24 protein-coding genes are annotated in these 18,345 nt (G+C 59.7%); 11 read left to right on the top strand and 13 right to left on the bottom strand.

All coding sequences use genetic code 11. From position 1 onward, the window contains the following. Together VBE63_RS18480 and VBE63_RS18475 are read left to right on the top strand one after the other, a co-directional pair. On the top strand, positions 1–351 hold a 351-nt coding region (locus tag VBE63_RS18480; RefSeq protein WP_323684492.1), incomplete at its 5' end, for a PIN domain-containing protein. Positions 352–530: 179 nt separating this feature from the next. Further along, positions 531–722, top strand: coding sequence for a hypothetical protein (locus VBE63_RS18475; protein WP_323684491.1), 192 nt, complete (start codon positions 531–533; stop codon positions 720–722). A 202-nt stretch (positions 723–924) separates the two neighbouring features. Here VBE63_RS18475 and VBE63_RS18470 read toward each other — a convergent pair whose 3' ends face one another. Together VBE63_RS18470 and VBE63_RS18465 are read right to left on the bottom strand one after the other, a co-directional pair. Beyond that, a complete protein-coding gene (locus tag VBE63_RS18470; protein ID WP_323684490.1) occupies positions 925–1,395 on the bottom strand; it encodes a LexA family transcriptional regulator in 471 nt (156 codons plus the stop codon). A gap of 382 nt (positions 1,396–1,777) precedes the next feature. Continuing rightward, on the bottom strand, positions 1,778–2,002 hold the full coding sequence (locus VBE63_RS18465) for a hypothetical protein (RefSeq protein ID WP_323684489.1): 225 nt from the start codon (positions 2,000–2,002) through the stop codon (positions 1,778–1,780). Positions 2,003–2,240: 238 nt separating this feature from the next. Here VBE63_RS18465 and VBE63_RS18460 point away from each other — a divergent pair, with 238 nt between their 5' ends. After that, positions 2,241–3,509 carry a VWA domain-containing protein gene (locus VBE63_RS18460; protein ID WP_323684488.1) on the top strand — a complete coding sequence of 423 codons (1,269 nt, stop codon included), beginning with the start codon at positions 2,241–2,243 and terminating at the stop codon, positions 3,507–3,509. Positions 3,510–3,517: 8 nt separating this feature from the next. Then, complete coding sequence (locus VBE63_RS18455) at positions 3,518–4,705, top strand: DUF4236 domain-containing protein (protein WP_323684487.1); 1,188 nt, start codon at positions 3,518–3,520, stop codon at positions 4,703–4,705. Between the two features lie 11 nt (positions 4,706–4,716). Here VBE63_RS18455 and VBE63_RS18450 read toward each other — a convergent pair whose 3' ends face one another. Continuing rightward, the gene (locus tag VBE63_RS18450; RefSeq protein ID WP_323684486.1) at positions 4,717–5,109 is read right to left on the bottom strand and encodes a hypothetical protein; all 393 of its coding nucleotides are present in this window, start codon (positions 5,107–5,109) and stop codon (positions 4,717–4,719) included. Continuing rightward, entirely contained in the window at positions 5,099–5,401 is a 303-nt protein-coding gene (locus tag VBE63_RS18445; protein ID WP_323684485.1) for an HU family DNA-binding protein, read from the bottom strand. The genes VBE63_RS18450 and VBE63_RS18445 overlap by 11 nt, the downstream gene beginning before the upstream one ends. 130 nt (positions 5,402–5,531) lie before the next feature. Between VBE63_RS18445 and VBE63_RS18440 the strand changes: the two genes are divergently transcribed. From VBE63_RS18440 to VBE63_RS18425, 4 genes are all read left to right on the top strand, one after another. Beyond that, the gene (locus VBE63_RS18440) at positions 5,532–5,756 is read left to right on the top strand and encodes a hypothetical protein (RefSeq protein WP_323684484.1); all 225 of its coding nucleotides are present in this window, start codon (positions 5,532–5,534) and stop codon (positions 5,754–5,756) included. 102 nt (positions 5,757–5,858) lie between these two features. Then, complete coding sequence (locus VBE63_RS18435) at positions 5,859–6,050, top strand: hypothetical protein (RefSeq protein ID WP_323684483.1); 192 nt, start codon at positions 5,859–5,861, stop codon at positions 6,048–6,050. Then, positions 6,040–6,231: a hypothetical protein gene (locus VBE63_RS18430; RefSeq protein WP_323684482.1), complete on the top strand. Its 192-nt coding sequence runs from the start codon at positions 6,040–6,042 to the stop codon at positions 6,229–6,231. Before VBE63_RS18435 ends, VBE63_RS18430 begins: the two co-directional genes overlap by 11 nt. A 35-nt stretch (positions 6,232–6,266) precedes the next feature. Then, on the top strand, positions 6,267–6,647 hold the full coding sequence (locus VBE63_RS18425; protein WP_323684481.1) for a hypothetical protein: 381 nt from the start codon (positions 6,267–6,269) through the stop codon (positions 6,645–6,647). Positions 6,648–6,668: 21 nt separating this feature from the next. Here the strand turns inward: VBE63_RS18425 and VBE63_RS18420 are convergent, their stop codons facing one another. The 3 genes from VBE63_RS18420 to VBE63_RS18410 are packed head-to-tail and all read right to left on the bottom strand — an operon-like array spanning position 6,669 to position 9,507. Then, positions 6,669–7,910, bottom strand: a complete 1,242-nt coding sequence (locus VBE63_RS18420) for a tyrosine-type recombinase/integrase (protein WP_323684480.1) — start codon at positions 7,908–7,910, stop codon at positions 6,669–6,671. A 21-nt stretch (positions 7,911–7,931) separates the two neighbouring features. Then, on the bottom strand, positions 7,932–9,176 hold the full coding sequence (locus tag VBE63_RS18415; RefSeq protein ID WP_323684479.1) for a type II toxin-antitoxin system HipA family toxin: 1,245 nt from the start codon (positions 9,174–9,176) through the stop codon (positions 7,932–7,934). Then, a complete protein-coding gene (locus VBE63_RS18410; RefSeq protein WP_323684478.1) occupies positions 9,163–9,507 on the bottom strand; it encodes a helix-turn-helix transcriptional regulator in 345 nt (114 codons plus the stop codon). Before VBE63_RS18410 ends, VBE63_RS18415 begins: the two co-directional genes overlap by 14 nt. Before the next feature lie 189 nt (positions 9,508–9,696). Here VBE63_RS18410 and VBE63_RS18405 point away from each other — a divergent pair, with 189 nt between their 5' ends. Further along, a complete protein-coding gene (locus VBE63_RS18405) occupies positions 9,697–10,848 on the top strand; it encodes a Fic family protein (protein WP_323684477.1) in 1,152 nt (383 codons plus the stop codon). A gap of 247 nt (positions 10,849–11,095) precedes the next feature. Here the strand turns inward: VBE63_RS18405 and VBE63_RS18400 are convergent, their stop codons facing one another. Genes VBE63_RS18400 through VBE63_RS18385 form a run of 4 tightly spaced genes read right to left on the bottom strand, consistent with a single transcriptional unit; the run spans position 11,096 to position 12,104 of the window. Next, complete coding sequence (locus VBE63_RS18400) at positions 11,096–11,422, bottom strand: type II toxin-antitoxin system PemK/MazF family toxin (RefSeq protein WP_323684476.1); 327 nt, start codon at positions 11,420–11,422, stop codon at positions 11,096–11,098. Beyond that, positions 11,416–11,652: an AbrB/MazE/SpoVT family DNA-binding domain-containing protein gene (locus VBE63_RS18395; RefSeq protein WP_323684475.1), complete on the bottom strand. Its 237-nt coding sequence runs from the start codon at positions 11,650–11,652 to the stop codon at positions 11,416–11,418. The genes VBE63_RS18400 and VBE63_RS18395 overlap by 7 nt, the downstream gene beginning before the upstream one ends. Before the next feature lie 45 nt (positions 11,653–11,697). Beyond that, on the bottom strand, positions 11,698–11,841 hold the full coding sequence (locus tag VBE63_RS18390) for a hypothetical protein (protein ID WP_323684474.1): 144 nt from the start codon (positions 11,839–11,841) through the stop codon (positions 11,698–11,700). After that, positions 11,838–12,104 carry a type II toxin-antitoxin system prevent-host-death family antitoxin gene (locus VBE63_RS18385; protein ID WP_323684473.1) on the bottom strand — a complete coding sequence of 89 codons (267 nt, stop codon included), beginning with the start codon at positions 12,102–12,104 and terminating at the stop codon, positions 11,838–11,840. Before VBE63_RS18385 ends, VBE63_RS18390 begins: the two co-directional genes overlap by 4 nt. A 321-nt stretch (positions 12,105–12,425) precedes the next feature. On the opposite strand from VBE63_RS18385, the gene VBE63_RS18380 reads away from it, so the two are divergent. Together VBE63_RS18380 and VBE63_RS18375 are read left to right on the top strand one after the other, a co-directional pair. After that, the gene (locus tag VBE63_RS18380) at positions 12,426–13,406 is read left to right on the top strand and encodes a DNA-binding protein (RefSeq protein ID WP_323684472.1); all 981 of its coding nucleotides are present in this window, start codon (positions 12,426–12,428) and stop codon (positions 13,404–13,406) included. Between the two features lie 727 nt (positions 13,407–14,133). Next, complete coding sequence (locus tag VBE63_RS18375; protein ID WP_323684471.1) at positions 14,134–14,640, top strand: hypothetical protein; 507 nt, start codon at positions 14,134–14,136, stop codon at positions 14,638–14,640. Positions 14,641–15,784: 1,144 nt separating this feature from the next. Here VBE63_RS18375 and VBE63_RS18370 read toward each other — a convergent pair. Both VBE63_RS18370 and VBE63_RS18365 read right to left on the bottom strand, forming a co-directional pair. Then, positions 15,785–17,032: an XRE family transcriptional regulator gene (locus VBE63_RS18370; RefSeq protein WP_323684470.1), complete on the bottom strand. Its 1,248-nt coding sequence runs from the start codon at positions 17,030–17,032 to the stop codon at positions 15,785–15,787. Positions 17,033–17,054: 22 nt separating this feature from the next. Beyond that, the gene (locus VBE63_RS18365) at positions 17,055–17,693 is read right to left on the bottom strand and encodes a hypothetical protein (RefSeq protein ID WP_323684469.1); all 639 of its coding nucleotides are present in this window, start codon (positions 17,691–17,693) and stop codon (positions 17,055–17,057) included. Positions 17,694–18,345 lie beyond the last annotated feature (652 nt).

Here is an 18,345-nt window from a genome sequence, read left to right as displayed (position 1 = left end):
AGCGACACGACGATCACGCTGTTCATCGGCCCCCATCAACATCGCCTCCCAATCGAGCTGGTGATGCGGATGCAGGCGCTCGGCGAGCGCGGTCGCTATGACAAGATCGAGCGCGCCGGCATGAATGCCCTCGACTTCCATCTGGCGTTCTACCTCGGCGAGTTGGCGGCGGCTGATCCACAGGACCGCTATCGCATCCTCTCCAAGGACAGCGGCTTCGATCACCTGATCGCACATCTGCAGGCGCGCGGTCTCGATGTCGAGCGCCTGCGTGAAGACCCTGCAGCTCGGATGGGTTCAGCGGCAGTCGCTGACCTGCCAGCGCCGCCAGCCGATGGAGATGAAGGGTGAGAGCACCGGCAAGAGGATCAGCGCCTGCCAAGGATTGAGCTGCCCAGCCGAACGGCAACGCCAGTGTGGCTCAGGCGGTAAGCTGGACCAGGTGTTGATCCTTGAACTGCTGGCGGTGCTCGGCGTTGGCCGGGTTATCGGGATCGGCGTAGCAGGACTAGGGCCAAGACACCTTGAGCATGTCCTATGCCAAATGTGCTAACGCCGGCGCGTGCTTGCTGATAGTGTCGCAGCGTCGCAAACCGCAACCCCAACTAGGCAACCCGATGATTCAGGTCTTACGCAGGCTTTGGGCGAACGAGGACGGCGCTGAAGTCGTCGAGTGGGTGATCGTGGCTGCGGTGTTGATTGGTGTGGCAGCCGGCGGCTAACGACTCCTTGGGACCAAGGTTGAGAGCGCGACCAATGTGGCGTAGCCGCAACCGGCGGAGACAGGGGGGACGTTCGCTCGCCAATGCCGGTGTTCGGCCCAGGCGGGGTTCGAGGGAAGGGAGGTGACCGCCTGAGCGGGATCGTTAAATTGCGGGTCGTCGGGAGCCGTCGGACGCTTAAGCGCTTGACGGTGGCGGCGAGCTAGACGCTTGGGTTCCAGCGCATGACCCCAGTGACGATACCGACCACCTGAACCGCATCGGCAGGGAAGCGCAACGGCAACATCTCGGCATGGGCCGGCTGCAGGCGGATGTGGTTCAGCTCGCGATAGAAGCGCTTTAGCGTCGCTTGCTCGCCATCGATCAGCGCGATGACCACCTCGCCATTGGCGGCGCTGGCCTGGGGCTTGACCAGGATCAGATCCCCGTCCTCGATCTGATCCTCGATCATCGAATCACCCTGGACCCGCAGCGCAAAGGCGGCGATCCGCGCGAGGCGCTCCGGTACCTCGACCCAGTCGGGATCTTCGATCGCCTCCAGCGGCTGTCCGGCGCTGACTCGGCCCATCAGCGGCAAGGTGGTCATCGGCTCGGTGCGGGTGTCGATCAGCTCCGGGGCCTCGACGAGCTGGGTCGCGTGGCGGTGCTGGATCAGCAGGCGGGGCTCGGTCATGGCGAGGGCTCCACTTTTCTTCTCCCTATTCACCTCGACTCGATTTGATCCCCCAACCTGTTATGAAACATTTTGCGGTTGCTTTGACAGAAGCGCGCTGTCCATCCGGTGTTTCCGGTGCGACTGCTCGATCCTGCGCCTGTTGCGGGCGCGTGTTGTGCGGCATGGGCGGAGGTGGCTTTTATCTGTGCAAGGATTGCATCGATAAGATGCAGTCTGGGGAGATGTACGAGGCCCTTTGTCTACTTGCTCGCCAACGTGATCGTGATGCGTCCTAACGCCATTTGAAGCCGAGTCAGTTCCGCGAGAGCGGAACCGTCGTTGCCTGGAGCGCATTGTTCGGCGACATGTAACGCTCAATGAACCTGCCTTTCTAATTCTTTCATCTTTTACCGACACTTACAATCCTTCCTTGATTGTATTTTTCAGCAATGATCTGCTGAGCTTTAGCCTTTGCATCTTTTTCGTTTTGAGCCTCGATCAATTCCGTTGTCGTTGTTCTACCACCGTTATGAGTAACATAACTAATCTGAACGGCGAATTGATTTCCCGCAAAAGCGTTTGACGATAGCATTGCGCAGATCACTAAAAAAATAATCTTTTTCATAGGAACTTATTACCAAAGCCAGCATTTTGTCACGCAGCCATGATCGTTAGGTTCAGGCTCATGCCGGGGAAGCGCCGGCCCCGGCGCCAGAAGGGGCAACGCATGATGATCGCACATCTGCACGCGCGCGGTCTCGACATCGAGCGCCTGCGGTGTGAGGATTCGGCGCAGACAGCGCTTGACGCTGATTAGAACGGAACACGCCCCGCGTGGCGTCTTGAGCTCGGAAAAACCTGTTATGACCCAGACAGCAACCCTCATCCCTGGAGCGAATGCCGCCATTGGCGCCTCGGCAGGTCGTCTCATCGTGCGTCACAACTCGGCACCAGGCATTGACGTTAATCTGACCGCCTTCGTGCTGAACGCCGACGGGCGCGCCACCGGCGATCCGGACATCGTGTTCTACAACCAGCCCCGGCATCCCTCCGGCATGGCGCAGTTCAGCGCACCCAAGGACGTCAACGGCCAGAAGGAGCATGCCATCGACTTCGACTTCTCCCGCGCGCCACCGCCGCTGACACGCATTGCCATCACCCTGACCGAGGACTCAGGTGCTGATTTCAGCAAGGTGCCGGGATTACAGGCCAGGGTGCAGACCGCCGCCGGCGAGATTCAGCTATCACCGGGAACCTTCAGCACTGAGAAAGGCATCATCGTCGCCGAGCTGTATCTGCGCCAGGGTGCGGCCAAGGTCCGGGCGATCTGGCAGGGATACGCCTCGGGACTGGCGGGCCTCTGTGAGGCCTACGGCATCGAGGTCAGCGATGCGCCGGCGCCGCCAGCTCACACCAGCTCACCCAAGCCGCAAATGAGTCTCGAGAAGCGCATTGAGCAAGAGGCGCCTCATCTCGTCAACCTGGCAAAAGCAGCAACGATCAGTCTCGAAAAACGAGGATTACAAACAACGGTTGCTCGTGTCGGGGTGGTTTTGGATGCGAGTGGCTCAATGCACCAACAATACAAGACCGGCCGAGTTCAGGAACTTCTCGATCGCGTCCTGCCTTTGGCTTTGCATTTCGACGATGATGGCAGTTTTGAAGTCTGGGCGTTTGATCGCGAACCGAAAGTATTACCTGCCGCAACCACGGCCAATATTAAAAACTATATTGAGACTGCTCATGGTGGTTGGAAAAAATGGTATGGCGGGGTCAATGATGAACCCAAAGTGATGCGTGAGGTGATTGATTTCTATCGAGCCGAGCCTCATGCACCACCCGCTTATGTTCTCTTTGTCAGTGATGGTGGCGTACATCAGAACAAGGCCATCAAAGCGCTGATGACCGAAGCGGCCCAGTACCCCCTGTTTTGGCAATTCATGGGACTGGGAGGAAGGAACTATGGCGTGTTGGAAAAACTCGACACCATGAAGGGTCGTGTCGTCGATAATTGTGGGTTCTTTGCCATCGACGATTTGCACGATCTGACGGACGCCCAACTCTACGACCGTTTACTCGAAGAATTTCCCGACTGGCTCCAAGCCGCGACAGTACAGGGTATCATCCGCTGAGGTCTATCATGGGTTTCCGATTTCGTCGCTCCGTCCAACTCGTTCCTGGTGTCCGTCTGAATCTTGGGAAAACAGGCGGGAGTCTGAGTATTGGTGGTCGAGGTGCCAGTCTCAATCTCGGTAAGCGAGGTGTCTATGGCAACCTAGGTCTACCAGGTACAGGGATCTCTTATCGCGAACGACTCGATCGTCCTGCACATTCCTCCTCAAACCGAGCGGTCAGTGCCACGTCTCCTGAGCCGCAACAGATTGATGCCGTGTTGCGTCTTGAGGATGATGGAAGCCTGGTTTTGTTGGATGCGGATCAGCGTCCACTCCCGGAATCCTTGCGCAAACAGGCCTTACAGCAACATGCTGCATCCGTCATGGCGCTTTTAGAGCAAGGGCTTGCGACGATCCAAGCAGAGCAACAACAACTGCTCCGTCCTGATCTCCAGACACCGCCTCCAGCGAAACAGGACAACCTTTATCTCAGCGAGCCTTTTTTTGAGCCAAAGCCAGAACAGCCTGAGCGAACGTCGCCTGGCTTATTGGAAAAACTCTTCAGTCGCGAGGAAAGCAGAGAACAGCACTATCAGGACGCGCTCTCTGAGTATCGCGTTGCGGTTGGGCACTGGCGCGCAGCCAAAGCAAACCACGAAACGCGTCAAGCATCCGCTCGACAACGGCATCAAAGCATTTTGCAGGGTGATCGAGCCGCCTCTGAAGCCCAATTCGAGGAGCGACTGTCCAGGATCGCCTGGCCTCGTGCAACAGCAGTAGACTTTCAATTAGACGGCACAACATTACATGCTGATATTGACTTACCTGAAATCGAAGATATGCCGCGTGAAACTGTAAAGCTTAAAAAACGCGACTACTGTTTAGAGAAAACAGAAAAAGGCCCGGTGCATCTTCGCAAGGATTATATGACCCATGTTCATGCGATCGGCTTTCGCGTTGCAGGTGAGGCGTTTGGCGCATTACCTGCGTTACAAGAAGCGCTTGTCAGTGGTTACAGCCAACGACTGAGTCGAGCAACAGGTCATATTGAAGATGAATATCTGTTCTCTGTCAAAATCAAACGCATCGACTGGGAAAAGATCAATTTCCAACAACTCGAGCATATTGATCCTGTGCAAGCACTTGAACGTTTTGAGCTGCGACGGGATATGACGACAACGGGTGTGTTCAGGCCGATTGATCCCTGGAGCTGAAACCAAAATCGTCACCCAGCCTCGCCATCCTCCCACCGCTTCCATCCCATACTGAACAGTGGTGACAACACCGGCAGCAAGATCAACGCCTGCCAGACATTCAGCTCCCCAGCAGCCTCGGGACCAAAGCCCCAGATCGCCCAGGGCACGCCACTGAGCATCGCCAGATAGGGCAGGATCATCAGTCGCCAGTAGCGTGTCCGCGGAGCGCGCCAGGGTCGGAAGACCAGGACCGCGCCATAGCCCAGGACCGCCAGCGCGAGGCCCGAACAACCAATCAGCAGCTGACCGCGCCACAGAAACATCAGCGCGAGCGCAGCGATCCAGAGGAAGCCGCCGGCCCAGCCAAGCAGCCAGCCGAGTTGCTCGCCACGGCGGGCGCGCATCCCTGGTTCAGCGGCCACATTGCGTCTCCATCCCCGCATCCACCCGCTCGCGCAGTGCCTTGCCCGGCTTGAAATGCACCCGATGTCGGGCCGGCAGTATCACGCTCTCTCCCGTCTTCGGATTCCGTCCCACCCGTGGTTCATGGCGGCGCAGCTCAAAGGCACCAAAGCCACGCACCTCGATACGCTCCCCGGCGGCGAGGGTGTCGCGCAGCAGGTCGATCAGGGTCTTCACCGCCAAATAGGTGTCTTCGGCGTTGAGTGTCGAGGGGCGGCAGGCGATCGCGGCGATGAGTTCGGTGCGAGTCATGGACAAGGCAGGGAAAACAAGACAGGATCAGGCGTCATCATAGCGTAATCAGGACCCCATCGATCCGATAGACAGGCTCGGGACAGGGCGCGGGATGCGCGGGTTCCGGGGCCGATCAGGAGGTAGCGGTATGACCACGCACAGCCTGCGCAACGATGTCGATGATCCAGCCGGCCTCGAGCAGCTCATCCACCAGGCCTTTGCCGAGGCGGCCTTTGCGCCGAGTGACGATGCCCGCGCGCAAGCCTTCGTCGCCTCGCTCTCAACGCGGCTGTTGATGAGTGGCGATCTGCAGTTGGGCAATGCGATCGGCACCCTGATTGGTCTGCGCCGCCTGGAGGCGGATGAACTCTAGCCTGTGCTCATCGCTGCGGGAAGACATGGGCATCAGCGCCGACTTGCGCGTTATCGATAACGCGCGATAACCTAGACAGCCCATCACCGACGAGCACACAACATGAGCGAACTGACACTGGGCATGTCGCTGGACAACGCCGCTTTTGAGGATGATCCGTCATTCGAGATCACCCGTATCCTGCGCGATCTTGCCGATAAGATCGAACAACGCGGCCTGCAAGACGAGATGATCCTCTGGGATCTCAACGGCAATCGGGTTGGCAAGGTGGCCATCACCCGGGATGACGACTAAGCGTGCCTCGGGCGGTCAGCAGACGGCGGCTGCCCGACAAGCCCGTTGGCGATCACGCATCGAGCGTGCGGGTCTCAAGCGCGTCACGGTCGTGGTGCCCGCCGATAAGGTCGACGAGATCCGCGCCATCGCCGCCAACATGGTGCAGGACGCTGACCAACAGGCACCAACGACCCCATAGCACCACCGGCTGAAGACGATCGCTCATCCACCCGCATGGCACTGCGCAAGAAGTCCCCAAAAAAATACTCCGCGACCTTTCTCGACTTTGCAAAGCCGCTGTTTGATCGCATGGGCATCGAGCCGAATAGTCGGGAAGGGGAGGCGTTACTGAAGACGAGCTGGATGGTCTGGAATGCCGTGGTATTTGCCGATGTCGGCGGCCAGCCTCACTATTTGGAACAACTCCGCGATCCGGCCAACCTCACTCCTGCAAGCCGGGTCATCGTCGATTGGCTGGTCGAGCGCAAGCGGACCCGCTTCAAGAACACGAACTGGTTGGTGGGCGACTGCTCACTCAGGCAGGTTCGGGGCGACTGGCGACTGCGGATTGAGGCCCGAGCGGAGCCGACGCCCGCCGAGCCCCGTCTGCGCTGAGTCCGTTGCCGTCACTCGCGTTCAGGGCGAGTTCGCCAACCCCCGCCAACCCGCCACCCGCGCATACAGCGCATCGCGATCGGCATGGGCATAGGTGCCCAGATCCTTCAGCGAGCGATGCCGCGAGAGCGCCTGCGCCTCCTTCAGCCCCAGGCCCTCATCGAGCCGATGGGTGATGCCGGTGTGGCGCAGCCAATGCGGTGAGGCGGCACGCAGATGGGCCGCGCCCTCGGGATCATCGGCCGCGATCTGATCCGCCGTCGCGCTGAACACCGCCTTGATCAGCCGCCAGAGCGTGCTGCGATTGAGCGCCGCCCAGCCATCGCGCTTGGGATACAGACTCAGCACCATCGGCGTGGTCTCGCCCGGCTCCGGCAACGAGCTCAGGCCCAGATGCACCCGGTACAGCGACAGCTCGGCGATCAGCGCCGGCGGGATCGGCACCTCATCCGGGGCATCGGCCTCGCGGCGATGCTTGCCGCGCACCTGCCACCACCATTGCACGCCGCTGGGTCGGCGGATCTGGATCAGATCGCCCATGCGCGCATTGCAGAACTCCGAGGCGCGGGCGAGTAGGGCATAGAGCGCCATCACCACCCAGCGCGTGCGCTGATAGCGAGCACGCTGGTTCGCCGTCGCCTGCGGCATCGCCTGCACCTGATCCAACACCGCCTGCCACAGGCGCTCATCCAGATAGCGCTCCTGCACCGGCGCCGAGCGTGGCGCACGCAGCTTCACCGCCGAGGCCCCGAACGGGTTGTAGCGCAGATAGCCCTGGGCCAGCAGCCAGCGGTAACAACGCTCGACCGTGGTCAGCGCCTCATGGCGCGAGCGCGCACTGAGCTTACGCGTCCAGGGCCGCCACCGCGGATCATGACGCGGCTTGGGCTCGCCGTACCACTGCGGCCAGCGCTCGGGGTACTGCAGCAGGTCATCGAACAGACTGATGTCCTCGCCGGTGGCCTCGGAGAGCGCCTTACCGCGCTCCAGCCCGAGCCAGAGCAGGAAGCGCTCGAGCTCATGGCGGTAGGCTTCGAGCGTGAGCGGGTTGTCCTTTTGGCGGGCCAACCAGCGACTGACCGCCTGCAGATCGGAAGCGCAATCGGCCAGATGACCGCGCTCGGGGGCGATCAGCCAGCCTGCGCCACCGGCCGGGATTGGGGGTAGGGCGCCGGGATGCGGTGATTCATCAGCGCTGTCGCTGAGGCACCAGGGCAGCCAGTCGATCGGAGCGGGGGCGGGGATGGGAAGACCAGGTTCCATGGGCGATCTTGACATCGCAGGCTACTCACCAAACGCAAAGGGATTGAGAAACTGTCGGCGCCAGAGCAAGGCGCGCTCTCCAACCGGCAGCTGCGCAGCGTCACACACCGACTCCCAATGCGCTTCGATCGTCTCGACCTGCCGCGCGACGACCGCCTCAGCCTCGGTCCGGGTCAAACCGAACGTGGCGGCGGCCTGGAGGCAGAGCGCGATCTGGCTCAAGCGCGCCTCGCCAACGATGGCCATGGCCTGTGAGGCCTCCCGTCCCGTGCGGGGCTGCGGACAGAGGTCAAACGCCGGCGTCAGCGACAACGCCTGCCCATCCCAGAAGGCGGCATGATTGCGCGCGTGATCGTCCGTGTTGCCGCACAGGATGTTGAACACGATGCGCGCGAACAGCTCCTTGAGGGTCGCCGCCGGGTGGGTGAAACGCTGGCGAATCTGTTCAGCCAGATCCGCGTAGCTGGCATAGCGCGCCATCATCGCCTCGAGGCCCAGCAGCGTCAGCGCCGAGACCACCGCGCGCCGCTGCCAGCCGGCCGGCGTCCAGCGCCGGTCGAAGCGCTCCACCAGCAGGACATCTTTGCCGACTGCCTGGGTCAGCCGGACCGGCGCGACGTCCAAGCCGGCCAGCGCCGCCAGGCGCATCGCAACAAACTCGGCCTTGACCACCGAAAAGCGATCGGTGCTGGAAGAGAACTTCGCGACCCATTTCGTCTGGCCGTCGGTGAGCCCCGCTTTCGGGCGCGCACCGCCGAGCGAGGTGCCGTGCTGCAAGGCCGCCTGCAGGGCTGGAGGCAGCGCTAAGCCTTGGTCGATGCGCAGGCTCGCCTCGGCCAACGCCTCCAGCGAGGCGCTTGCCGGATCACGGGGCAGGTAGTCCGTCGCCGAGGCCTGCACATCGAGTGCGCCGACCCGATCGGAATCAGAGGCCAACAGATAGGCCAGCTCATCGAGCCGCTCGGTGTCGGCATCGCGCGCCACGGCACCCAGCTGTCGATACAGGATCACCCGCCGGCCCCAGGCGTCAGGGGCGGCATCGCGCAGACAGCCGGCCATGCGCAAGCCGGGCAGGGGCGTGATCGGTCCGGACTGTAGCGGCAGCTCCGGCAGGTACAGAGGCATCGCATCCGCACGCGCGAGATAGCTGCGGCCATAGACGAACAGCAGCCGATCGCCTTGCGCCACCAGCTTGCCGGCCACCACCGGCGCGATCGCCCCGGGCAGCCAGACCCAGACGAAGGCACTGCGCTCAGAAGTCGTCATCGACGCTCACCGGTGTGCGCACCCGCTTAGGCAGCAGCGCAAGGCGATCATCCGCGCGGGCGATGGCCTGCCCCAAGTTTCTGACCGGCGAACTCGGCTCGGTGTCGGCAAACAACGGCACACCGACCAGGTGCGCGCAGTCGAACACGATCCCAATCGCCACGCTCGGATCGCCGCGCTCGACCTTCTGCAGGGTGCTGCGTGAGATCAGCGCCCGTTCAGCGAGCGCGTCCTCGCTCCAGCGCTGCTCCTTGCGCGCGATGCGAATCAACCGCCCAAGCAACGCACAGGCCGCGAGCGTCGGTTGCAAGGAGGCGCGTTGACGTTTCATGATTGATAAAGCGGTCATTACTAACCATATTGACCAGTTTAACATCCATTATCTGCACGAGCCAGCGACTGACCCCCTGCAGGTCCGAGGCGCGACCAGTCATCCGGCGCCGCCGGCGGGATCAGGGAATGGCGCATCTTATTAAAGAGAGGTTTAATAAAGAAGACCCTTGTTAAAGACATTTTTACTATGGTGAAACGGACTGCAGGCACTGACATCATCTCGACGACGTTGAGTGAGCCGGTTCGGACCTTCGTCCCGCATCCTCTTCCGCCGAGCAATCCCGAGCTGGCTTCAGAGGCGTATGCCGACCTGAATCATCAGGCCGAGTTCGCGCTCGCCCGCCTGTCTGGCGTGTCCGGGCTCGTGCCGTCGGTGGACTGGCTGCTGTACAGCGCCATCCGCAAGGAAGCGCTGCTTACCTCACAAATCGAAGGCACCCAGGCGACATTGACCGATCTGTTCGATGAGGAAGCGGGTCTCGCGGTCAGCAACACGGACGATGTCGAGGAAGTCTCCAACTATCTGCGCGCCTTCCGGCTTGTGCGGGACAACCTGCGCGACCCCAACGGCCTGCCCATCAGCGTGCGCCTCCTGTGTGAGGCCCACCGTGTCCTGCTGGACGGGGTGCGAGGCGCCGGGAAGCAGCCGGGGGAACTGCGTCGCTCACAAAACTGGATCGGCGGCACCCGTCCCGGCAACGCCGCTTTCGTGCCACCGCCGGCCGAGCGGGTGGCCGATCTGCTGGGCGACCTCGAGCACTTCATCCACGACGAGACCACCACGCTGCCGCCGCTGGTCCGGATCGCGCTGGCGCACGCCCAGTTCGAAACCATCCATCCCTTCCTCGATGGCAATGGTCGCATTGGGCGGTTGCTGATCGCGGCGCTTCTCGAACACTGGGGAGTGCTGCCGGAACCGCTCATGTACCTCAGCGGCTACCTGAAGCAGCATCAGGCCGAGTACTACCGGCGCCTGTTGATCATCCGCACGGAAGGCGATTGGGAATCTTGGATCGCGTTCTTCCTTGAAGGCGTGGCGACGGCCGCGAGTGACGCCGAGCGTAGCATTATCGCCATCGCCAGCCTGATCGTGGCGGATCGGCGCCGCCTGCTCGAAGCACCCAAGGTCAGCCCCGCCGGCTACCGGCTGTTCGAACTGCTGCCCATGATGCCTCGCTTCACCATCGAGCGGGCGCGGCAAACACTCGACACCACCTTTCCGACCGCCACTGCCGCCGTCAAGATACTGGAAGAGCTGGGCATCGTGACTGAAATGACCGGACAGAAGAAGAATCGCAGCTACAGTTACCAGCGCTACATCGAGCTGTTGTCGCGCTGACTTTGCCGTAAGAGATCGGCAAAGTGCCGAGCGCAGATCGATCATTGCAAAAACAGCATCATGAGGTGCCTTTTGCAAGGTTAAGCGCGTTGTCATGCGGCCCGCGCCGCCAGCGGGAATCGGGGGTAGGGCGCCGGGGTGCGGCGGTTCCTGCGCGGAAGCGGGGATGCACCAAGGGAGGCGCGATCAGGTGCGGTCGTGGCAGGGAGGCTCGGCGAAGGCATGCGCGGTGTGCGTCCAGAACGCATCAGCGGAGCATCTCGAGCAACACGCCATGCCAAAGCGCCGGATCGATTTCACCCAGCTTGTCTAGCAGACGACGCCGATCCACACAGCGGATTTGATCGAGCAGGATGCGCGCCTGGTGACCGCCAAACGCCAGCTCGGGACGACAACCCAGTGGCTGCCCCCGACGGGTGAGCGGTGCGATGATCACGCGTGGCAACGCGGCGTTCAGGTCATCTGGCGACACGACCAGCCCAGGTCGGGTCTTGTTGATCTCGGTCCCGATGGTCGGATCGAGGTTGATCCAATAGACCTCACCGCGACGAATGATTCGACGCTGGCCTACCATTCCCACTCGCCGGCATCGTCATCCGGTGATAGCTCCTCCCAGGCGTCGACGTCTTGAGCGGGGTCGGCGCCGTTGAACCAGCCTTCCCGCAGTGTTTTCACCGGCTCGATGATGATTCGGTTCCCTTCCAAGCGCAAATCAACGGCGTCGTCGAGTCCGGCTTGAGCCAGCAGGGCTGCCGGGATGATGACGCCTCTCGAGTTGCCGATCTTGCGTAACGTGGTCTGCACGACCGACCCCCTTATATGGTAACTTTGTTATTACACTCGATTGTGCTATCCGTGGCAACCAGCCTCGGCCCACGCCATCCGACACACCGCCAATGACGGGGCGGCGGCTGCCGCAGCGAGCATCTCCTCGGTGAACGGCTCACGCACATAGAGCTTGATCAACGCCGAGGTATCGCAGAACAGGGTCAACCGCGATCCTCCAACACCATCTGACTGACCGGCGTGCTGTTCGCAGCCAGCTCAAGTGGCGGTTGCAGTTCGGGCTTGCGCTCACTCCAGCTCAAGGCGCCTTGAGCGATCGGTTCACGAAGCGCTTCAGCGGTTTCGGTAGGCACTCCCACGATTCGGGCAATCAGCCGGTTGTGGGAGGTCACCTCGATGGATTCCCCGGCCTGGGCCTGGGATAAGAAGCGAGAAAGCTGGGCCTTCAGATCGCGGACAGCTACCTGCATGGTCGATCGACCCTCGATTGTTTGATGCTCTATTGTAGGTCGTTTTTTCTTGGCGGCGTCCGTAGAACCAGGTGTCGCTCGCCGCGCATGTTCCACGGGGTGCGTCCTACTGCGGCAGGGCTTTCCTAAGCGATTGTCATCGCAACGCTTTTCGCTTCGTCGGCCCGGTTTCCCCCGGAAGTGTTCCACGGCCCCGCGGGGTCTGCTCACGGCAAAAACGGCCCTTTTGGCAAAGATTGCAACAGAGGGGGCTTCTGTTGCGATCTTTGATCATTTCATGATGTTGTATACTGTATTTCCGTATCATAGCCACACGAAATAATGCTTCATGTCCGTCCTGCCTCGATTTCCGCCGAGGATGTCCGCTCGGCCGTCTACGCCTGCCTGAGCGCCTGTGAGGCGCCCTCGGTCGATCGCCTGCGCCGCCATCTCGGGCGCGGCTCCAATACCACGATCCTGCATCTGCGCGATGCGGTGATCGAGGAGATCCGCGAGCAACTCCAGGGCGAGGCCTTACCCGCCGGCGTGCCGGAGACCCTGCAGGCGCCCGTGGCGGCGTTCTGGCAAGCCGCTCAGGAGGTTGCCTTTGCTCGCCTGGCCGAGGAACGCGCCGAGGCGCAACGCCAGATCACCCAGGCCCATCTGGCCCAGGAGGCGGCCGAGCAGCAGGCTCAGCAGGCGGCACAGGAACGCGATCGCATCACCGCCGTGGCCGAGGAGCGGCGCGTCTTGAACGCGACCCTGCGCGCCGAGCGCGATCAGGCGCGCGCGGAGGGCCGGGAAGCCGAACGCGCACAGGAGCAGCGGCTGCAGACGCTGCAGGCCACGCATGAGGCCGAGCGCGACGGACTCCGTCAGCAGGTCGAGCAGGGGCGGGTCTTGGTCGAGGAGTTGCGCCTGGAGCAGGCGCGTGAGCGTGAGATCGCGGCCGGTCAAGAGCAGCAGTATCTGCGGGTGATCGAGGAGGTGCGTGCCGAGCGCGATAGGCTTCAACGGAAGCTGGAGGTGCAAACGCGCGAACATCAGGAGCGGGTGCAGGAACTGAGCCAGGCGTTGGCTTCACAGCAGCGCCAGACGATGCAGGCTGAGGTCGAGTTCGGCGTGGCGCGCGGGGAAGTGGAGCGCTTGCGTCAAGAGGTTGCCGAGGGTGCGAAGGCGTTGGCGGAGGTGCGAGTTAGGGAACAGGTGGTCGTGGCGCAGCGGGATCAGGCGCGGGAGGAATCACAGGCAACGCGGGAGCGGCTTGAGGCGCTGCAGGTGCGTTGGCAGCAGGAGCAGCAGACAGGTTCTGCCGCGTCTTAATCCCCTTTAGATCGGGTTTCCTGCAACCGCTTGGTGATGGCCTGGAATCACTACTGCGGTGATCAAGTGCTTCAAGGTTTGCTTCAGATCAAATTCTCAGAGTCCTGTCTAGGCGTAGTATCAAGACCACTGACGACTAAAGACGCGCAGGGCTAAGGTACAGTCGCGTCGACGCAAGGGGGATTGCGGATGGAGAAGACGACCCATGTCAAAGACCAGCGCTGCGAGCGAAAACGCTCGATCCGGTGGCCTCGGTCAATGGTCGTGTCGCCAGACATCATCGGCCAAGGCTTCGCGCTGTCTCCTTCCGCTGATCAGTCTGTCGTGCTCGCGCAGGTTCCCGTGCGCGACTCCGCGCCTTATAGGCCTATCTGCCAGCCTGTCCTTCAACAACAGCCCTCCTATTCGGAGCCACACGCGCTCAGTTCGCCGCGAGCAGCGTCGGCTCGCTGTGTGCTTACAAGATCTGCCTCGCTGATCAACGCCGACTTACACCTTAAGCGTCGCTCATGCACTCCTGCGTGGGAAGGTGCAGTTTGTCATGGCGCGCTGAGTACCTTCTTCAAGGCCGCAACGACTCATACCATCAACATATCCGCAGCGACGCAAAAGCTGGGATAGGGAGTCGTACAGAATCTCGTGTAATACCAAATAGAAGATCCACTTTGCGATATTGGTTATCGTTTTAAAGACAATGCAGTCAAACTCACTAATCAGGAGATAATTGATGCAACATTTACCCCAAAAAACTCCAGTGGAACAAGCAAGAACTCTTGACCAATGGTTTATGGTTTTTTGGATTTGCTTCGCAGTAGGAATCCCTACATCGGTCATTATTGTCGGTATAGCCGGAGTGATTGCTGGGGTCGTGTTTTTATGTTTAATCCTTTACAAGCTTTGGGAGTTAATTCCCGAGAAAGAAGCAAAAACCACACCTGGAAAAGCAGTAGGTTTTTTGTTTATCCCGCTTTTTAACTTATACTGGAACTTCATTGCAATAAATGGACTCGCCGAAGCTCTCAATAAAGAACTTAGCCGCACGAATGAGGAGGAATTGAAAATAGATACGCGGCTGACTCTGGCCTATTGCATAGTGGCTTGCGTCTCTGTAGTAACTATCGAACTAGTGTTTGCTGGCATTATTCTTGCGATTGCTCAAATTATTATTCTTATACTTGCTGTCAAACAGATGAAAGACGCTGGAAAAAGCCTAATCTTAAGTAAAAGCAAATAAATAATTGTACTTGTGAGAAAAATGTGTGTGACAGATCGCTGACCTGCCAAAAGACCAGCTCGCAAGCGGCTTAACTGAATACCTGGGAGGCGGCATAACCTGCTTCACCTCATGAGTCTTCATGGGTTTTTCCAGATGTTCACATTTCCTACCCTTATGTTTTTGACCAAAGGGCATACTCTAAGATTCAACCTTATCTGGTGTTTATTAATAGAGGCTCACTATGCGTTACATCGTCTTGTTTTGTCTTTGCTTTTTTGGGTATAGCATAAGTGCTCAGTCCAGCCCTTTTAAGGTGCATAAAAGCAACATTTAAAATCAGCGACTTACGATTCCATGTGAATCTGCCGGTCACCGAACCACGCGATCCGTCGCAAGCACCTTGACGAAGAATCAGGGGCTTGCAGTCAGGTGAATTTCGTCACCTTAAAAGGGCTGGTGCTCAGTCTGCTCCCCAAGCTCAAACCTTTGTAAGAAATGGCAGTAACTGCCCTGCCCATTATGCTGCGAGTGGAAATCGCTGCATTCCTAGTGCAAAGGCTAGTTTTGCGGTTGAAAAATATGGAAATTGCCCAAGTGGCTATTCTGCATACATGGATTACTGTCTGGCTGGTTCCAATGCAGGCCATGCGATGCTTAAATCGGGTAACTGTCCAAGCGGTTACTTCAATAGTGGAAACTATTGCGTTAGCCAGTGAGTAGCCACTTGCTACAATCTACATTGATCCACAGCCCAGCCCTTTTAAGGTGACGAAATTCGTCCGACTGCAAGCCACTGATTTTTCGTCAAGGCGTTTACTGCGGACCGCATGGTTCGGTGATAACCAGATTTAACTGTAATCGTAAGCTACTGAACTTAAATGTTGTTTTTATGCACCTTTAAAGGGCTGCGTGTAAGCACTGATGATGCGCTGGCGGATTACGCAATTTTCAAGCTTCGCACAGAGCTATCAGGATGAACTAATACGTTTCTTGTGGTTTTCGGTGAAGCTGAATACAGATCAAAACTCGAAGGGCTTGAGTTTTTACGGGCTGCAAGGCGCCGGGTGGATTCGGTGAGGTCTAGGCAACAAATGGCCGCCGCGCTCGAGTGGGGACAGCTTGCGGGCGCGGCGCCGTTCACCAAGGACCGGTAACGACTGCATCAAATCATCGTCGGGGTCTGGGCATCGTTTGATGCCAGGGCGCCCGGATCCTTCCATCCCGGAAACGCGACCACCTCGGCGCGCGCCTCATGCACCGCCCCTGTCTTGAGCTTGGGCGTCGGTAGCAGCTGCACCTGTTCGCGGCGGTTGCTGAGCAAGCCCGCCGGCAGTCCGGCCAGTGCTTCGATGTCCTTCGGATGCAGGCGCAGCTCAGCCAGCAATTGCTCGACGCTGTAGCCACCCTGGGTCAGCAACAAGCGGATGGAGCGCTCGATCAAGCGCGGCTGCTCCAGGGCCAGGCGCTCGTCCTCGGGCTCGGCGCGCACCCAGCCACGGGCGCTGATGTACTTGAACAGGCGACCGGCGTGCTCCTCGGTGATCAGCTCCAAATCCTTGCAACGGTAGATCATGGCGCCAATCGACACGCCCCAACGGGGTTTGAGCGTGCGGAAGGCCTCGAGCGAGACCTCAGGGAGCTCATTGACGAAGCCCTCGGCAGGCATCAGGAAGGCACTGGCGAAGCGGTGCGCTTGGTTCTCAAGCTCCTTAAACTCATCGCGATGGGTCAGCGCGCTTTGATCGACGTGGCGGTGCAGCACCAGATGGCCAAGCTCGTGAGCCGCATCGAAGCGGGAGCGCACGGCGTTGCGCTTGTCCGAGGAGAGCAGCACATAGGGCCGGTCATCGGCCAGCGACCAATGCGAGACGCCATCAATGGACTGCGAAGAGAAGGCGCAGCGGGCAACGATGATACCGGCATTCTCCATCACCATGAGCAGGTCAGGGATCGGTGCTCGCCACAATCCCCAATCCGCCCGAACCTGCGCAGCGGCGTTTTCGATGTCGCTCTCCTGCAAGCGCTGAAAATCCGACACCCCGAGATCCGGGACCGTTGGTGGTGGCAAGTCGACCCAGATCTGCAGATCGTGACTGAGACGCTGCAGCCAGAGCAGATGCTGCTGGATACGCTCGCGCGAGCGCTTGGTGGCATTGGCCATGGAGCGGAAGAAGCGTGGACGCTCGCCAGCTTCGAACGGCGGATTCAGGAAGTAGTCGCGCGGGACCCTGAGGCACTGCGCGAGGGCCTCGAGCGCCTTCGGGTCAGGTGTCTGCTGCCCCGATTCCCATTTGCTGACCGAAGGCGCCGAGCGCTTGACGGCGGTGGCCAGCGCTACACGGGTGAGCCCGCGGGCGAGTCGGGCTTGGGTCAGTTGGATTGGCTGAAAGCCGGGTGTGCGTGCAGCCATGCGCGTGACCTCTGAGCATAAGTTAGTGACCAGACGAACGATCGGCGCGGACTTGCTGGAACTTGAGTGTCGGACGTGCGCGATCTAAGGGTTGCCGTGCGTACTCAGCATAAGCGGCATAGAGCTGATCGAGCGTCTTGAGCAGGTGCCAGCCCTTGAGATCACGGGTAGGGATGCCGAAACCGAGCCGCATCGGCAGTGTTTCGTCTTGTCCGCTACCTGGCCGCGCGTAGAGCACGACGATGAGCGCGAGGATAACAGCATCCGGTGTCTGATCATTCCACAGCCTGAGCTGATCACCGCCGGTGGGATTCTGACGCGCCAGGGTCTGTTTGTACTCCTTTTGTTCGATCGGATCACCCCAGTGATTGATCTTCGCATGTGTGATCAGGAAGTTGCCGCTCATCGCGAGCGCAAAGGCATGAGTGTTCACCTGCTCGAAGCGGTAACGCATGCTGACATCCTCGGCACTGAGGCGAAAGGCCTCACCGCGCTCGAAATAGCGCGTGGTGCCCAAGCGCATGCGATGCGAGGGGGTCTCCGGTGGCGTGCGGACGGCTTGCTCGTAGGCGGTTGCAGTGCAGCTGCACATTCGCTCCTCGAGCCGGTGGAAAAAGTCCTCAGGGATAGCAGCGAGGGCGGACTGGAGCAGATCGGACATCGGGTGGGTACCTCGGTGGAGCCGGCGCTGGTTGAGCGTTCCTGTACCCTGAGAATAGCGCGAAAAACTTTCGTTTGAACAATAAACCTAATAATTTCTAGGGGTTGCAGGGCTGCTTTGCCAAGCGACAGTAGACTGAGAGATTGCTTTGCACAAGAGATATAAACTTAATATTTATAAAATTCATATACTTGAAAATTTTTATTCATGTCTTGTATGAGGTCATGAAGCTTGCTTCTTTAGAGTGTCAAGTTTTTCGCTAACAACGAGCAGACTCATGCCAAAACGCAGGCTTACTGTTCTGCCAACCTGATCGCCCTCATTACCGTCTCCTGCGTCTTGCGATTGCAGATCTGTGATGGGAAGAACATCAAATAGCGCCGTTGGGCCTCACCGACGGCACGCGCGATCAAGGCCAAACCGTCCAATCAGATCAGCTTGAACGACATCCGGTCGTAGATCATTAGAGACCAATCCTGACAGCTGCGCGCGTCAATAGCCTCTTCTTTGGCTTCGTTTTCAGCATGAGTCGTTTAGCGATGTCCAGGGGCTTGAAGCTTAGACGGCCCAGCTTCCGTGCTCCAAACTCACGATGGTTTGTGTGTTCTTGAGCGTTTTGCGTCCACGCCTTTGGTTAAAAAGAGATTAAAAG

The organism is Lamprobacter sp. (assembly GCF_034860625.1).
GTDB lineage: Bacteria > Pseudomonadota > Gammaproteobacteria > Chromatiales > Chromatiaceae > Lamprobacter.
The sequence above is the reverse complement of the archived record's forward strand: the minus strand, read 5'-3'. Positions and strand labels throughout refer to the sequence as shown.

Coding starts and splice junctions, on each gene's coding strand:
- VBE63_RS18475 (WP_323684491.1), top strand. CDS start 531: ATGTCCTATGCCAAATGTGCTAACGCCGGCGCGTGCTTGCTGATAGTG.
- VBE63_RS18470 (WP_323684490.1), bottom strand. CDS start 1,395: ATGACCGAGCCCCGCCTGCTGATCCAGCACCGCCACGCGACCCAGCTC.
- VBE63_RS18465 (WP_323684489.1), bottom strand. CDS start 2,002: ATGAAAAAGATTATTTTTTTAGTGATCTGCGCAATGCTATCGTCAAAC.
- VBE63_RS18460 (WP_323684488.1), top strand. CDS start 2,241: ATGACCCAGACAGCAACCCTCATCCCTGGAGCGAATGCCGCCATTGGC.
- VBE63_RS18455 (WP_323684487.1), top strand. CDS start 3,518: ATGGGTTTCCGATTTCGTCGCTCCGTCCAACTCGTTCCTGGTGTCCGT.
- VBE63_RS18445 (WP_323684485.1), bottom strand. CDS start 5,401: ATGACTCGCACCGAACTCATCGCCGCGATCGCCTGCCGCCCCTCGACA.
- VBE63_RS18440 (WP_323684484.1), top strand. CDS start 5,532: ATGACCACGCACAGCCTGCGCAACGATGTCGATGATCCAGCCGGCCTC.
- VBE63_RS18435 (WP_323684483.1), top strand. CDS start 5,859: ATGAGCGAACTGACACTGGGCATGTCGCTGGACAACGCCGCTTTTGAG.
- VBE63_RS18430 (WP_323684482.1), top strand. CDS start 6,040: ATGACGACTAAGCGTGCCTCGGGCGGTCAGCAGACGGCGGCTGCCCGA.
- VBE63_RS18425 (WP_323684481.1), top strand. CDS start 6,267: ATGGCACTGCGCAAGAAGTCCCCAAAAAAATACTCCGCGACCTTTCTC.
- VBE63_RS18420 (WP_323684480.1), bottom strand. CDS start 7,910: ATGGAACCTGGTCTTCCCATCCCCGCCCCCGCTCCGATCGACTGGCTG.
- VBE63_RS18415 (WP_323684479.1), bottom strand. CDS start 9,176: ATGACGACTTCTGAGCGCAGTGCCTTCGTCTGGGTCTGGCTGCCCGGG.
- VBE63_RS18410 (WP_323684478.1), bottom strand. CDS start 9,507: ATGAAACGTCAACGCGCCTCCTTGCAACCGACGCTCGCGGCCTGTGCG.
- VBE63_RS18405 (WP_323684477.1), top strand. CDS start 9,697: ATGGTGAAACGGACTGCAGGCACTGACATCATCTCGACGACGTTGAGT.
- VBE63_RS18400 (WP_323684476.1), bottom strand. CDS start 11,422: ATGGTAGGCCAGCGTCGAATCATTCGTCGCGGTGAGGTCTATTGGATC.
- VBE63_RS18385 (WP_323684473.1), bottom strand. CDS start 12,104: ATGCAGGTAGCTGTCCGCGATCTGAAGGCCCAGCTTTCTCGCTTCTTA.
- VBE63_RS18380 (WP_323684472.1), top strand. CDS start 12,426: ATGCTTCATGTCCGTCCTGCCTCGATTTCCGCCGAGGATGTCCGCTCG.
- VBE63_RS18375 (WP_323684471.1), top strand. CDS start 14,134: ATGCAACATTTACCCCAAAAAACTCCAGTGGAACAAGCAAGAACTCTT.
- VBE63_RS18370 (WP_323684470.1), bottom strand. CDS start 17,032: ATGGCTGCACGCACACCCGGCTTTCAGCCAATCCAACTGACCCAAGCC.
- VBE63_RS18365 (WP_323684469.1), bottom strand. CDS start 17,693: ATGTCCGATCTGCTCCAGTCCGCCCTCGCTGCTATCCCTGAGGACTTT.